This window comes from Paenibacillus aceti (genome assembly GCF_003614185.1).
GTDB classification, from domain to species: Bacteria; Bacillota; Bacilli; order Paenibacillales; family Paenibacillaceae; genus Fontibacillus; species Fontibacillus aceti.
Genome location: NZ_KZ987724.1, coordinates 5,166,224 through 5,181,949 on the forward strand (window position 1 = coordinate 5,166,224; position 15,726 = coordinate 5,181,949).

General features: G+C 47.9%; 14 protein-coding genes. All 14 read left to right on the top strand.

Annotation, left to right across the window (positions count from 1 at the left end):
* Positions 1–50: 50 nt before the first annotated feature.
* The 14 genes from BFJ94_RS23120 (at position 51) to BFJ94_RS23180 (ending at position 15,651) form a co-directional block, all read left to right on the top strand.
* The gene (locus tag BFJ94_RS23120) at positions 51–1,256 is read left to right on the top strand and encodes a phosphoenolpyruvate hydrolase family protein (protein WP_120464751.1); all 1,206 of its coding nucleotides are present in this window, start codon (positions 51–53) and stop codon (positions 1,254–1,256) included.
* Positions 1,257–1,402: 146 nt separating this feature from the next.
* Positions 1,403–2,617 carry a Tm-1-like ATP-binding domain-containing protein gene (locus BFJ94_RS23125; protein WP_120464752.1) on the top strand — a complete coding sequence of 405 codons (1,215 nt, stop codon included), beginning with the start codon at positions 1,403–1,405 and terminating at the stop codon, positions 2,615–2,617.
* 56 nt (positions 2,618–2,673) lie between these two features.
* Positions 2,674–3,498, top strand: coding sequence for a phosphoenolpyruvate hydrolase family protein (locus BFJ94_RS23130; protein ID WP_120464753.1), 825 nt, complete (start codon positions 2,674–2,676; stop codon positions 3,496–3,498).
* Positions 3,499–3,613: 115 nt separating this feature from the next.
* Complete coding sequence (locus tag BFJ94_RS25505) at positions 3,614–3,778, top strand: hypothetical protein (RefSeq protein ID WP_162944382.1); 165 nt, start codon at positions 3,614–3,616, stop codon at positions 3,776–3,778.
* Positions 3,779–3,900: 122 nt separating this feature from the next.
* A complete protein-coding gene (locus tag BFJ94_RS25510) occupies positions 3,901–4,053 on the top strand; it encodes a hypothetical protein (RefSeq protein ID WP_162944383.1) in 153 nt (50 codons plus the stop codon).
* Positions 4,054–4,227: 174 nt separating this feature from the next.
* Positions 4,228–5,310 (top strand): serine hydrolase domain-containing protein, encoded by a 1,083-nt coding sequence (locus BFJ94_RS23140; protein WP_120464754.1) that lies wholly within the window; start codon positions 4,228–4,230, stop codon positions 5,308–5,310.
* A 345-nt stretch (positions 5,311–5,655) separates the two neighbouring features.
* Positions 5,656–6,657, top strand: a complete 1,002-nt coding sequence (locus BFJ94_RS23145) for a glycosyltransferase family 2 protein (RefSeq protein WP_120464755.1) — start codon at positions 5,656–5,658, stop codon at positions 6,655–6,657.
* Between the two features lie 25 nt (positions 6,658–6,682).
* Complete coding sequence (locus BFJ94_RS23150) at positions 6,683–7,864, top strand: hypothetical protein (RefSeq protein WP_120464756.1); 1,182 nt, start codon at positions 6,683–6,685, stop codon at positions 7,862–7,864.
* Positions 7,865–7,902: 38 nt separating this feature from the next.
* The gene (gene wsfD / locus BFJ94_RS23155; RefSeq protein WP_188831451.1) at positions 7,903–9,399 is read left to right on the top strand and encodes a glycan biosynthesis hexose transferase WsfD; all 1,497 of its coding nucleotides are present in this window, start codon (positions 7,903–7,905) and stop codon (positions 9,397–9,399) included.
* Between the two features lie 41 nt (positions 9,400–9,440).
* Complete coding sequence (locus BFJ94_RS23160) at positions 9,441–10,976, top strand: hypothetical protein (RefSeq protein ID WP_120464757.1); 1,536 nt, start codon at positions 9,441–9,443, stop codon at positions 10,974–10,976.
* A gap of 10 nt (positions 10,977–10,986) precedes the next feature.
* Positions 10,987–12,237, top strand: coding sequence for a glycosyltransferase family 2 protein (locus tag BFJ94_RS23165; protein WP_120464758.1), 1,251 nt, complete (start codon positions 10,987–10,989; stop codon positions 12,235–12,237).
* Positions 12,238–12,253: 16 nt separating this feature from the next.
* Positions 12,254–14,347, top strand: a complete 2,094-nt coding sequence (locus BFJ94_RS23170) for a cellulose biosynthesis cyclic di-GMP-binding regulatory protein BcsB (RefSeq protein WP_120464759.1) — start codon at positions 12,254–12,256, stop codon at positions 14,345–14,347.
* Positions 14,344–15,198 (top strand): GGDEF domain-containing protein, encoded by an 855-nt coding sequence (locus tag BFJ94_RS23175; protein WP_229717053.1) that lies wholly within the window; start codon positions 14,344–14,346, stop codon positions 15,196–15,198. Before BFJ94_RS23170 ends, BFJ94_RS23175 begins: the two co-directional genes overlap by 4 nt.
* A 27-nt stretch (positions 15,199–15,225) precedes the next feature.
* The gene (locus BFJ94_RS23180) at positions 15,226–15,651 is read left to right on the top strand and encodes a GtrA family protein (protein WP_120464760.1); all 426 of its coding nucleotides are present in this window, start codon (positions 15,226–15,228) and stop codon (positions 15,649–15,651) included.
* Positions 15,652–15,726: the final 75 nt, after the last annotated feature.

The following is a 15,726-nucleotide window of genomic DNA, read 5'->3' on the forward strand; positions in this document are numbered from 1 at the left end:
CATAATCCTTAGGTAGAGGATCAGAGTATGAGGACGAGGGGGGACAGAAGATGACCATCAACCGGGAACGAATGCTGGAACGGATGCAGGAGCAGGTTAGAGCGGGGGAGCATATTATAGGCGTGGCTGCCGGAGCGGGGATTTCAGCCAAATATGCCGTAAAGGGCGGGGCCGATATCATTCTGGCCCTGAATTCAGGGCGCTTTAGACAGATGGGACTGGGTTCGATTGCCGGATTAATGCCGTTCGCTAATTCCAACGAGATGGTGCTGGATTTCGGTTCACGGGAAATTCTGTCTGTCGTCAGGGGAAGACCCGTCATATTCGGTCTATGCGCCACAGATCCGACGATCGACCTGCCCTCGTATCTTGAGACGATTGAGCGCAGCGGATTTGCCGGAATTATCAACTACCCTACCTTGGGATTAATCGACGGAAAATTTCGAGAAGCCCTTGAAGAGGAAGGGATCTCTTATCTTCAGGAAGTAGAAGCGATCCGGATTGCCCATGAACGGAATATGTTCACGATGGCCTTCGTATTCCATGTCGAACAAGCGGCCTTAATGCTCGAGGCAGGGGCGGATGTAATTTGTGTTCATTTGGGCGTGACTGCAGGAGGTCTGATGGGGACGAAAAAAGTATTGTCGCTGGAGACCGGCGCGGAGCTCGCACGGCAAATCTTTGCCGTCTGTGATGCATCGGGGCGAGCTCCGCTCAAGCTGGTCTATGGCGGCCCGGTTCATACTCCGATTGATGTGCAGTATATGTATGATAATACCTCAGCGATGGGCTATGTCGGAGGCTCCAGCTTTGAGCGGATTCCGACAGAGGAAGCGATCGTAGATACGACGCACCGCTTCAAAATTACCGGGGAGTTAGAGCAGGATCAGCAGCTGATGGACAAGCTGACTCTGTTGGATGAGCCCTATGATTATGTAGCTATCGTGAAGGAGCATATCGCCCATAATTACATGAACAATATCTCCTTGACCGAGCTGGCCGATCAGATTCACGTATCACGTACGCATTTGAGCGCGCTTTTTAATAAGGAAGTAGGGTGTTCTTTTCCAGAATATTTGGCGAAGTATCGCATTCATAAGGCTCAGGATGTGATGAAGCATACGAAGCTGAGTTTGACGAGAATTGCAGAACTGGTTGGATATCCGGATTACGTGCATTTCAGCAAGACTTTTAAGAAATATACCGGGATCACTCCGCAAGCCTTCCGTAAACAAGCATCCGACAAATATACATAAACATCATACAAGCATACGATTACTTTATAGTGAAAGCGCTGTATTATGAAGCCATAGAGGTTCAGGTAACCGCCTGCAGGCGCTGATTTATTGATTTTGCTATGGAACCTCAAACCTTAAATTCAGCTGTTGAAGGAGGCTATACAGTGAAGACGATAGCCATTGCGGGGACATTCGATTCCAAGGGCAAAGAGTTTTTGTATGTGAAATCGGTGATTGAAGGGCTGGGTTTGAAGGCTTTCACGATACACAGCGGCGTGTTCGAGCCGATGTTCACTCCGGATGTATCCAATGAAGAAGTCGCAGCGGCAGCCGGGTTTGATATCCATGAAATTGCGGCCAAGAAGGATCGGGCCATCGGAACAGAGGCTTTGGCCAAAGGGATGGAGCAGATCATTCCCAAGCTCTATGCGGAAGGAAAGTTCGACGGGATTCTGTCCTTCGGGGGAACCGGAGGGACTTCAATTGTAACGGCAGGAATGAGGGGCTTGCCGATCGGCGTGCCGAAGCTGATGGTATCCACCGTTGCCTCTGGGAACACGGCACCCTATGTTGGAACCAGTGATATTATGATGTTTCCGTCCATCGTGGATGTATCGGGGCTGAATTCTTTCTCCATTAAAATATTTACGAATGCTGTGCACGCGATAGCCGGCATGGTACAGTTCGAATCTGCACCGCCGCAGGATAAGAAGCCATTGATCGCGGCGACGATGTTCGGCGTGACAACTCCAAGCGTTGATTTCGCGCGGGAGTATCTGGAGGAGCAGGGCTATGAGGTGCTCGTGTTTCATGCGACAGGTACGGGCGGTCAGACGATGGAAAGTCTGGTCGAAAGCGGATTCATCGACGGGGTGCTTGATCTGACTACGACGGAATGGTGTGATGAACTGGTCGGCGGGGTATTAGCGGCAGGACCGCAGCGGCTCGAGGCCGCGGGGCGCTGTAAGGTACCGCAGGTCGTGTCGACCGGAGCGCTGGATATGGTTAACTTCGGACCGTATGATACGGTACCGGAGCCGTTCAAGCATCGGAATCTGTATAAGCATAATCCGTCAGTTACCCTGATGCGGACGACGGTTGAAGAGAACCGTCAGCTGGGGGAGATTATCGCTGATAAGCTGAATCAGACAGAAGGGCCGACGGCTCTGATACTTCCGCTTAAGGGGGTATCGATGCTCGATGTAGCGGGCGCCCCGTTTAGCGGGATGGAAGAGGATGAGATGCTGTTCAATACCCTTAGACAGAATATCGATCGCCGCAAGGTCGAGCTGATAGAACTGGATACGGACATCAATGATCAGCGGTTCGCGGTAACGGCGGCCAAGAAGCTTGTTGAACTCATGGAACAGAACAAGTAAAGCATTGCTTGTCTTCTATAACTAACAGATGAATATTGAAAAGGAGGAAATACAAAATGAAGACTAGAGCAGAAGTATTGGCGAAATTAAAAGCAGAGGTCGCCGCGGGCAATGTACTACTAGGCGCAGGAGCCGGCACCGGTATATCCGCGAAGAGTGCGGAGAACGGCGGCGTGGATCTGATCATCATCTATAACTCGGGGCGCTACCGGATGGCGGGACGCGGATCACTGGCAGGCTTGATGGCTTACGGAGATGCGAATCAGATCGTCGTAGACATGGGGAATGAGGTGCTTCCAGTTGTGAAGGAAACGCCAGTGCTCGCCGGGGTATGCGGAACCGACCCGTTCCGGATTATGGATATATTCCTGAAACAACTGAAGGATCAGGGCTTCGCCGGAGTACAGAACTTCCCGACCGTCGGCTTGATCGATGGCGTGTTCCGGGCCAATCTGGAAGAGACGGGTATGGGCTATGATCTCGAAGTAGACATGATCCGCAAAGCCCATGAGCTTGATCTGTTGACGACACCTTATGTATTCGATGTGGATCAGGCGAAGAAGATGGCTGAAGCAGGTGCGGATATTCTTGTCGCCCATATGGGGTTGACTACGAAGGGGACGATCGGAGCCAAGACTGCCTTGACTCTGGATGATTGTGTAGAGCGAATCCAGGCGATCTGTGATGCAGGGAAGGCGATCAACCCGGACATTATGGTGCTATGCCATGGTGGGCCAATCGCTGAACCGGCAGATGCGGAATATGTGCTGTCCAGAACAAAGGGAGTGGAGGGCTTCTTCGGGGCATCCAGCATTGAACGTTTTGCTACTGAAGTCGGCATCAAGCAGCAGACAGAAGCTTTCAAGAGAATTCTCAAGTAAGCTTATTTTATATAGTGGGTAGTCTTCGCTTTCAGGCCTCTGGAAGTGCATAAAACAACCTCTATTGCTGCATCCTACAGGTGGACTCTATAGCGACCAAGGGGGTGCAGGATAAATGAGCAAGAAGAAGTCAGAACAGCTAAGCAAGTATGAAGTGCAGACGACTCCGCTGAACAGGATGCCGGTTCCCGACAAGCAGAGGGAGGAATTCGCCAAAGAAATGGTAGAAGATGCCAAGGCGGCGTTTGGACAGGAGCAATCGGAGCATAAAGAGGAATAAGGATTTGTGCAAATACAGGGTGCCTGATCGGTTCGGAGCCGAAGGGGCACCCTTCTTGCGATTCTATGATTGACAGTGAATAGATCGGAATCTATAATACATATAAATCATAGCGGAGAAGTATGTTTACTGCGAGAGCGGGAAGACGGACGATTCCGGACAAAGGAGAGGTTGAAATGGCTGCTGTACATACCTTCAAAGCGAATGCGCATCTGCAAGATGGGGTTAGAGTGAGAACAACTGCCCGGTTGGCGATACGATTGCTAACCCGGTGAATCTCAAATTGGAGAGCATTATTATAGAGAATGGATAGAGTATAATCCGCCGCCGATCATCCGGCGGTTTTTTAAATATTCTCCTCTTCGCAGCTATTATTAGACATCAGGAAGGAGAATAAGGAATAAGCTTGAATAATTAATTATGAAGAATGAGGGAGGAGAAGGAATAAGATGAATAAAGAGAAGGTCAGGCAGGAGATCGAGCGCAAGCTGGAGAATAGAACTGTAACTGATCCATTGCTGCATAATGTGTTCCTGTTATTACATTCGGATGGAGGGGATTTTCACTGGCCCATGGCTGCGGGAGAGACAGATGGACTTCCGGCCCATCCAGATCAACCTTATCACACCGCCAGTATTGGGAAGACCTTCACCTCGGTGATCCTAGCCATTTTTGCCGAAAAAGGCCTTATTCAATATGATGACCCCATCGCCAATTACCTGCCGCCGCAACTTCTTAAAGACCTACATATCTACAAAGGTAAAGACTATACATACGATATTCGGATTAAGCATCTGTTAAGTAACACATCGGGTTTGCCTGATTATTTCGAAGAAAAACCGAAGAACGGACAATCCTTCCTTCAACAGCAACTGGCTCAGCCTTCTCGTTTCTGGACAGCGGAAGAGACGATCCAGTGGTCGAAGGAGCATCTGAATCCCCATTTTCCTCCAGGTCGAAGAGTCCATTACACCGATACGGGATATAATCTGCTAGGTTTGATCATTGAGACGATTACCTCTAAGCCTTATCATGAAGCACTTCACGATTATATTTTTACTCCACTGCAAATGAACCACACTTATCTATGCCAGTATTCGGAACCAGCCTTGAAGAGCGAACATCTCGTAGCCAATTTATATCTGGATAAGCAAACCATCCCTGTTGAGGAACATCGCAGCTTTAGCGCTTTTTATGCGGGGGGCCAGACCGTTTCGACCTCGGAGGATTTACTAATCTTCATGAAATCCGTCGTTAATCACCAGATTATCCGTAAGGAATCCTTAGACACAATGCAGCAGTGGAATCGAATGTGGATCGGAATGGATTATGGCTATGGGCTGATGAGATTACATTTTATCCCTTGGAGTCAGAAATATATCGGCTGGGGACATCTGGGCTCGAGCGGCGCTTCTATGCTCTATCTTCCCAATCTGGATATGTATATGATCGGCAGCTTCAACCAAACGGCCTATAGCAGGAAGGGAATGAATTTTCTCTTTAGTCAGGTTTTGCGAAAAATGTCGAAGTGATAGGTCTATAGAGCTATATTTAAAATTGTAAATTTATTTTGGGTTTTTATGTATTTTGATGTAAATGTTTCATATCGAAATCTTGTTTAGAAATTGTTCAGAATCAGCTGATATAATACTACGTAGAGTGATCATAAAGGCCCCTCAGACAGTTAACCACCTCATTATTTCCTTATAATTACCATTTCTTTTTGTTTAAAAAAATGAAAATCTCTGAAAAAGATAGAAAGTAAGTGAAATAGAGAATCACGGATTTTATTGCTAGATTCTGTCGTTTTTTCATGATTATAGGGGCTTTGTGGATCATATAAAATTTGAAGTTATCGGACTAAAGGAGTGGGAGACATGGACGATAAGTGCATATCGGTAGTAATCCCTGCTTACAATGAGGAGGAGGTCATCCGGCAGTGCTATGATGCACTCACGGACGTGATGCTCGATTCAAACTATCCATATGAGCTAGTCTTCGTAAACGATGGAAGCAAGGACCGTACGATGAGTATTTTGGATGAATTGGCCAGACTGGACGAGCATATACGGATCATTAATTTTGCCAGGAATTTCGGTCATCAGGCGGCGGTAACGGCAGGGATCAATCTGTCCAAGGGAGATTGTGTCGTCATCATCGATGCGGATTTGCAGGACCCTCCACAAGTGATTCTCGAGATGCTGGAGAAGTGGGAGGAAGGCTATGAGGTGGTGTACGGTAAGCGCAGGCACCGTAAAGGCGAGACGCTGTTTAAGCTCGCTTCAGCCTCCTTGTTCTACCGCTTCCTGCAACGGATGTCAGACACTCATATTCCAAGGGACACGGGTGATTTCCGTCTGATTGATCGCAAGGTTGTACATGTATTTAACCGTCTAACGGAACGAAATAAATTTATTCGCGGGATTATAAGCTGGATCGGATTTAATCAGACCTTTGTGGAATATGACCGGAGTGAGCGGTTAGCAGGAACCACGAAATATCCGCTGCGCAAGATGCTCGCCTTTGCCTCTGACGGAATTTTCTCGTTCTCATCCAAGCCGTTGAAGCTAATTACCCGGATGGGGATGCTGACTGTTGTGCTGGCTTTCATTGTCCTTGTGTACTCTCTATGTGCGAAGCTGCTCGGCCTCCCGGAGGTGGAACGGGGCTGGACGTCGATCATGATGGCTATTACCTTGTTCAGTGGTGTTCAAATGCTGTCATTAGGCGTCATCGGCCAATATATTGCCCGCATCTATGACGAGAGCAAGAATCGGCCTCAGTATATCGTTAGAGAAACCGTCCATTATCCTCATGAAGAAGTACATGCAAATCCATCCTATCAGTATTATCATTCTACGGAGATGGTTACTAAATGACAATTGAGAAAGTTGTGGTGCAGGCTTGAACAAGAGCAGTGGAGTAAGAAAATATGGGACAAGCGTTCTCTGCATTATTTTACTGTGGAGTATTGCACTTACAGCTTGCGGGAATACGCCGCTCTCGCCTGAACAGGCGGCTAAGCCAGAAGGAAATAAGGCGCCAGACAATCAGACAGCTGCTAAAGAGGCGGATGTTGATGGCGATTTTCATAAGCAGGTTAAATCGAACCGGGAGCTTACGGAACGTTTTGTGCTGGATAAAATGTATGGAGCGAACGGGGTATATACGAATTATCTGGATACTGGTGAGACGGATACGGTTGCTACAGGGCATGAGGTGTTAAGCGAATCCGCTGGTTTAATGCTGCGCTATGATGTGTTAATGAACCGGGAGGATGCGTTTCAGACGGAATGGGAGCAGGCCCTGCGTGTTTTTGAACTGCCCTCAGGCTTTAGCTACCGGTATAGTCCCAAGCAGGACAAGAAATATACGATCAACGCAGCAGTAGATGACCTTAGGATCATCAGGGCCTTATATGAGGCGGGAGAGCGCTTCTCTCCGGATTATACGAAATTGGCTGACGCCTATGGCAAGCTGTTCTCCAACTTCAACATCAAGGGGGATCGGATGTATGATTTCTACGATGAGGTATACAAGATCAACAATAAGTTTGTGACACTATGCTATATTGATCTGTCGACATTGAAACGATTGCCCATTCCTTCAGAGCAGCAAGCTGACTTGATCGGCAATATGCAGACAATTATGCAGAACGGATACCTATCCGATGCGTTTCCTTTCTACGAGACAAGATATGAATACGATACGAGTTCATACCATTCGGAGGGGATCAATACCGTTGAATCGCTACTTACGATTCTGGCCTTGTCTGAAGCGGGTATTCAGCGCCCCGAGAGCATCGCTTACCTGAAGGAACATGTGCAGAGCGGAACTTTGTACGGCCAATATGATAAAAAAGGCAAGGCGCAGAACGAGATTCAGTCCACGGCTATTTATGCCATTGCGGCGATGATCGGTTCTGTACTCGGGGACGAGGATTTGTATAAGGATAGTATCCGACAAATGGATAAATATCAGGTCCAGGATCAGACCAGCCCGCTATACGGTGGTTTTGGAGACCCTGCGACACAGCAAGCATATTCATTTGATAATTTGATGGCGTTGCTCGCCTATGCTCATTAGAGCCGGGGATTCGCGGGCATGAAGGCAGGTGTAGTCAATTGGCAAAGGCTCCTTGGTTCAAAAAGCTCGGTGATTGGATGAAGATCCTCAGCCGATATGTTTCTCCATCTCTGTTGGCGACTTCATTGGTGCTGTTAATTACGGTGTTCGTATTGTTCGTACCGCCATATGTCGGGATGGCAGATAACGGCGACTACTTTCGAATTTTGTATAGCAATGGGCTATATTTTAATACTCCTGACTATGACAGCTTATATTTCGGCTATTTCAATAAAGAGTTCGGAATCTTCCAATACTTCAACGAAAATGCATCTATGTATACTTCCTCACAAGCTCTTCTTATACGTGTATCTATCTGGATCAATCAGTTATTTAATCAGCAGGTGTTCGATATCCGGGTTCAGGCGGTACTACTCACGTTAATGTATACTGGAGCGGTTTATCTGTTCGTCGAAGCATTAACCTGGAGGATGAAGCCCAAGTATGGATATATCGTGGCAGTTTTAGCGGTGTTTTTATTTGCAGATACGGCATACACGGCTTTCTTCAACTCGTTCTTTGGTGAAAGTATAGTCTGGATTATGCTTACTTACTTATTCGCTTCGGGATTGCTTCTATTCCGCAAACGTTACTCTGATTACGGGATGATGGTTATTTTCTTCATAAGCGGGCTCCTGCTGACGACGAGTAAACAGCAAAATGCCCCTGTCGGCATCATTATTGCTGTAATGGGAATCATTCTGATCTTTGTTCGCAAGCAGCGAAGCTTTCGCTTGATGATGGCTTCCTCGCTTGCACTGCTTATGATTGCAGGTATCGCTACTTATGTGCTGATCCCGAAGGAATTTGTCAATGTGAACAAATATCATGCCATGACGCGCGGTATACTGATGCAGTCGGAAGACCCGGAGAAGACGCTGGAATCCTTCGGGATTAACCGACAGTACGCTATTCTTAGAGGCACTATTCATTACGAGCCGTATACTACTGTGGACGTGAACTCTCAGATTTTAGAAGACAGCTTTTATAATCATTACGGGTTTGTATCAATTCTTAGCTATTACTTGGCTCACCCGGATCAGGCGGGAAAAATAATGAATCTGGCTGCGAAAAGTGCGTTTACGATTCGTCCACCAGCCATGGGCAACTATGAGAAGTCGGTGGGTAAGCCCTTTGGGGCGCAGACGAAATTCTTCTCCGTATATAGCCAGCTAAAAAGGGCGCTTGCCCCGAAAACCTTTGGCTTCATCATCATTTGGATGTTAGTTATTATCGGGTTATATGCCCCTCATTTTGTCGCTGCTATCAAAGCGAAGCATGTACGGAGCATGACTCGGCTGCCTTTGATGCTGATGATGATGTTTATGGGACTGTCCGGCATCTTCGTATCGATTATCGGTGCCGGGGATGCGGATTTGGCGAAGCATGAATTTTTATTCACAGCGGCTTTTGATCTGGTGACATTCGCTGCGGTTGCCGATGCCATATGCCGAAATTTGTGGCAGAACAAGCCGGAAGCTGATCATGAACCATGATGAAATGACAGTAAAATCAAAAGAAAGGAGGAACGATCCGATTGAGGCGAAATTTTCATATATGTATCGGGCTGCTGGTGCTGCTAATGTCTGGTGTAATTTATCCAGCATCGGTTCAGGCGGCTACTCCCTCCTCTTTTGATTCGGTTCTTATCGTCTATGACAGCTTGGGGATCGGCTCGAGGCAAGAAGGTAATGTGGAGGCTTTGAAGCGGCTGCTTGCCGCATTTCAGGTTCAGGTTACGACGGAGTCGATAGATTCCTATAAGCCGGGGATGCTAGCGAATTATTCCAAGCTGATCGAGGTGCATAACCGCTCCGACCTTGCTGAGGAAGACAGTGAATATTTAACGGACCTGCAGTCCTATCAAGGTGACTTTCTCTACATTGGAGGGATGCCGCGGGACAAGCTGGTTCGATCATTAGGCTTGCAGATTCAAGAGGTTGAGAAGATAGCGGATTTGACCATCGGTCCGTTCGTGGAGAAATCGATCCGTCTCAGGACGGTATTTGATTCAGAGCAGCCTGGAGTTCGGAAATACGGGGCTTTGCAGCTTCAGAATGTAAGCTATCCTTACGGGATTCAGCAGGGTGCGCTTGCTTATGTACCTTTTATGGAAAAAGACACTCTCAGTGAAATTGCATTGTCTTACATACTTAAGGATTGGTTGCGGCAGGCGCAGGACAGTCACAATTACCTCGTGTTCAAGGAAATCTATCCATTCTCGGATTTGAGTTTACTGGAGCGAATGTCAGACGAGCTATATGATGCAGGGATTCCATTTATCGTAAGCGTGCATCCGGTATTCAGCAATACGGATTATCCTGCTATGAAACGATATATCAACAGTTTGAAGTATGTGCAATCCCGCCACGGTACTGTGCTGGTAGAAGCCCCGTTCGTGGCCACGATTCGGGATGACGGGCGTGACTTATACCGCCAAATGGAGCATTTTATTGATGTTCTGGCCGCGGAAGGTGTCGTGCCACTTGGCATGGGAGCCGATATGTTCTGGACCTATGATGATTATTTTTCTGCGGAGGGGATGGCTTTTTTTGACTCGGTTGTGCTCTTCCCGGATACACGCCAGATTTACAAAGCGAAGCGAAATCGCTCCGAAGCCTTCTCTTCCTCCGTCTACAGTGTAGATCCGTTGTTCATACAGCGTTATCTTTTGGATAGGCATCTGTTCGAATCGCTTCCGATGGATACGGCATTTACCTTAGATTTTGTACACGATGATTCTGAGCTTGACCATTTGATGCAGGGGCTGAAGGATAGCTGGATTAGGTTTGAGGATTACAAAAAAGGGGATCACCGAGTAAAAACGGCGAACAATGAGCTAACATCGGAGCGCGGCCTGCTTGTGCTGAATGGAGTTAGTCTAGGGACTCAGGCCAGCCATGTGGAGACGAGCTCTGATTATGAATATAAGCAGCAGGAGAAGAAGAGCTTTGAAACCTGGTTTACGGTGCAGAACAAAATATTTATCATCATTATTCTGATTACTTTGTTTGTATTTTCCGGTTTTCTGATTATTGGATATCGTATGTATAAACGGAAATTTTACAAGTAAGGAGGCAGCTATGACTGTTGTAGACATCTTGATGCTGATCGCTGTCATCTGTATATGGTCGCTGCTTCTCGTAAATGTCGTGCTGATTATTGCCGGCTATCTGTATTACATGGAGAATGAGAAGCGTGAGGTGCCACCGCTGCCGGAGGATGCCCCCTTCGTTACGCTGATGGTTCCTGCTCATAACGAAGGCAAGGTCATTACCCAGACGGTAGAAGCTCTGCTAGCGTTGGATTACCCGCATGATCGTTATGAGATTATCGTCATTAATGATAATTCGAGTGATAATAGCAGCGAGCTACTGGCCAAGCTGCAGGCCAAGCATAAGGGACGGAATTTGATCGTAATTAACACGGATAGTGTTACGGGCGGAAAAGGCAAGTCCAATGCCCTCAATATTGGCTTCAAGCAGAGCAGAGGAGAATATATCGCGATCTATGATGCCGACAATACGCCGGAGAAGACGGCGCTGCGCTATCTGGTCGCGGAAATTACCCATGATCCTACGCTTGGAGCGGTGATAGGCAAATTCCGTACTCGTAACCGTAACGCCAGCCTGCTGACCCGATTTATTAATATCGAGACGCTGTCCTTCCAATGGATGGCTCAGGCGGGGAGATGGAAGCTCTTCAAGCTGTGCACCATTCCGGGCACGAACTTCATCATGCGCCGGGAGATTATAGAGCATATCGGGGGCTGGGATGTCAAAGCGATTGCCGAGGATACAGAGATCAGCTTCCGCATTTATTTGATGGGCTACCGCATCAAGTTTCAACCCAAGTCGGTAACGTGGGAGCAAGAGCCCCAGACGCTGAGGGTGTGGTTCAAGCAGCGAACCAGATGGGCTAAAGGGAACATTTATGTTATCGTCAAAAATTTACCGCTATTGTTCGACCGATCGGCGAAACGGATTCATTTTGATCTGATCTATTTTTTATCTATTTATTTCTTATTGCTGACTTCGCTTATTATGTCGGACTCGCTGCTTATTCTATATGCGCTTGGGCTTGTCCATACGACGATCGCCGGGCTCAGCTCGTTCTTATGGCTGCTCGCTATCATTTTATTCGTGACGGGGACCTTCATTACGATCATTACGGAAAAAGGGGAGATGAGATTATCCAATCTGTGGATCATCATGCTGATGTACATTTCCTACTGCCAATTATGGATGATTGTAGCCGCTAATGGTCTATATAACTACTTCAAGGATTTGATATTTAAAAGAGAAGTTAAGTGGTACAAAACCGAACGTTATTAAGACAAGGGGGAGAAACGTGAATACAAGATCCATGATCTCCGGTATTCTATGCTGTTTGATATTCGTCATTTCCTGTGGTCAGGTATATGCTGAGCCTGCTCCAAGTGCAAATGGCAGCCGCTATACCTACGAAGCGCCGATCACTTCGTCCAACATCTCGCTATCAGGGGTAACCGCAGCTCGCAACATGTATATCCAGCTTGAGGAATACTGGAATGTCAGCACGCTTACGCTTAACTTGGATTATCAGGCGACCCAGCTGACAAGAAGGGAAGAGTCCAGTGTGACTCTCAAAATGAACGGCACCAAGTTCTATTCATTCCGTCCTGTAGTGGATGACCAGAAAAGACAGACCTTAACGGTGTCAGTTCCTAAAGATTTACTGGTTCGAGGCGGGAATACGCTCTCGATTGAAGGTTATATTTTAACCAATAAGCTAGAAGGGGTCTGTCTAACCGCGGAGAAGCGGGACAATTGGCTTGAGCTGTACAAGACCTCTTATGCTACGGTCAATTATTCGAAGCAAGATATCGGGGCTAGCATCCGAAATTTTAATCAGCAGTTTGTGGGCCTGGATTCGTTAAAAGAGAAGCTTAGCGCCTTAGGCGTTCCAGCCGGCAGCGAACCGGCAGAGCTTGAAGCCGCAGTATACGCGCTTTCCGGTTTTGCCAAGGGCAATCACTCGGGAGAGGAAACCATTCCGATGCTGCCTATGGATGATTCAACATTTAATGGGCGGGAGAATGTCGTTATTGTCTCCTTGTATAACCATCTGCCTGACAAATGGAAGCAGGCGCTAGGACAGGTTAGTGTCAAGGATAAAGCGCTGATCCGCGTAGTGAATACAGGCGAGCAGACGGCTCTGATTGTCACGTCGGACGATCCTCTCATGCTGAAGAAGGCTGGCCGTTTAATTGGCAATCAGACTATGATGGAGCAACTGGACGGTGCGGAGAAATGGGTCGATGCGGGCACGAATGTGGACACGCCGGAGATCAATGTCAGCCGCAATGTAACGCTCACGGAGAGAGGGGACAAGCTGACGGGATTGATGCATCAGGAGCAGAGCTATTTTGTGTCGCTGCCAGCGAACCGCTTCATTGCCGATTCGAGCAAGCTGAGTCTTGATTTCCGCTATTCGGATAATCTCGATTTTGATCGTTCTCTTGTGACGGTTCTGATTAACGATACACCGATTGGCAGCAAGAAGCTGACGAGGGAAGCGTCGAATCAGGATCAGCTTACGCTGACGATTCCGAAGAACCTGGAGGTTTCGGGTAATTTCACGGTTACTGTAGCTTTTGATCTGGAGCTAATCAGCGCAGGTTGTATCGATCTCCAGGATCAGATGCCATGGGCTTTCATTACGAAGGATTCTCTGCTTCAATTGAACACGAAGGATGGCTTGGACTTACTGTTCAATAATTATCCGAATCCATTCCTGAGGGATGCAAGCTTCAATAAGGTCGCTGTGCTGCTGCCAGCGAAGATGGATTCTTATAGCTATCTCGCACTCGGCAATCTGTTCCATCTGCTGGGCAAGTATGCGGAAGCTAATACAGGCGAAGTAACTTTCTATACAGGTGGAGAGCTTCCCGCTGATTCGGAACTGCAGCAGCATAATCTTATTTCTATCGGCTCCTACCAAGCGAATGCTTGGCTGCAAAAGAATAACGACAAGCTATTCTTCCAATACGGCCCGGACGGTGGCGGAATTCAATCCAATGAGAAGATGAGCATCGAGGAGGACTACGGCAAGCGGATCGGGACGCTGCAGTTGATGGAATCCCCATATGCGCCAGGCTATGGCTGGCTCGCGGTGACTGGTGCAAGCTCCAAATATGATTATTTGGCCTCTGGCTTGTTGGCCACGGACAGTGGAAAATGGAAGATCTACGGAGATGGCGTAGTGACCGATGCAGATGGAAATATCAAGCCCTTCCGTTTCAAGAAGCAAGCTGAGCTAGAGGAGAATAGCCTGGCCACTCAGATTGCGGAGCGAGGGGATGTCATGGCCTTCATTGTCGTGCTGGGACTGACCTTCATCCTGGTAGCTGTATCGCTTGTTCTTCTGCTTCGTAAGTACAGAAAGAGAGCGAGGGAAGAATGATGAAACGCTATCAGAGCAGTTTATTGTCGGATGCGGCTTTTCTGCTGCTGTTTGTAGTATGCTTCATTCATGTCGTGTTCACGGCAGGAGATCCGGATCGTTATCTGATCAACATGATCTTGTTGAATATGTCGTTCCTGATCGCGGTATTGACTTACTTCACCAACATTACTGTCGGGTTGATCCTGAATATTGTGTTCATCTTCGGATACGGTACTTATACGATTTACCAGACGCTTATTGTCGGCGAGCCGCTGCAGAGCTATCATTACTATTGGCTGGTGATGACGCCTGTTCTGACGGTGGTTATCGCTCTGCTGACGAATGCCAATCGGCGTCTTCAGCAGGAGAAGGAGCTGCTTCAGGCCAAGAACGCTTCACTGGCTACTCTTGATGAACGCACGAATCTGAAGAATACGCGCTCCTTCCAGAGCGATGCGACAATATTCATGGCGCTGTCCAATCGTTATCAGATCCCGTTAACACTGCTGGTAATGACGGTCAAGCATTGGGATGAATTGAGCCGGATGGTCAGTGAAGCCCAGATCACGGATATGATCTATGATATTTCGCGGCTAAGCGAGACGAGTATCCGCATGAATGACTCTCTGTATATGCTTAATGCGGATCATCCTACCTGGGGGCTGCTGCTGTTCACGGATGAGGACGGAGCCAAGGTCGTTGTACAGCGTCTGAAGGAGAAGGTAGAATCATTCAACAATATCGAGTTCTCTAACAAGTATAAGCTGGATATGAAGCTGACGGTCGGGGCGGTTCAGTATACTGAAGAGGTTGAGACTCCGCTCGATTTCATCGCGAAGGCTCGTCAGAAGATGGAGTATGACGTATAGATATAATAGATAGAAGGTGAGGTCCCTATGAAGTCTAATATGCTATCTGATTCGCTGCGTTCCTTTATCATCTTTGGGCTTGTAGGGATCGTGAACACCGGCGTAGACATCGGGGTGTTTACACTATTAACCTGGTGGCAGCTGCCCTGGCTTGCAGCGCAGATCATCGCTTACGGCTGCGGGGTGCTGAACAGCTTCCTGATGAATAGGAAGTGGACATTCAAGCAGCAGGGTCCGCTTGCGAAGGGACTGCTGCGCTTTGTCCTGCTGAACCTGGTCACGCTAGGCGTAACCTCCGTCTGTATGCTGCTCATGCATGAGCATCTCGGCATCTCGCTATGGATGAGCAAAGGGGCAGTTACGCTTCTTGGGGTCGTGCTGAACTTTGCCGGAAGCCGCCTGTGGGTGTTCCGGGCAGAACAGGTCCATGTGAATGTGAGGAATCATCGATGAACATTGTGGGGGTTGTTCTGCCGCAGGCTTTAGAAATCTGCGGTGGGGGCAACCCTGTTTGTTTTGTGGGCCGTG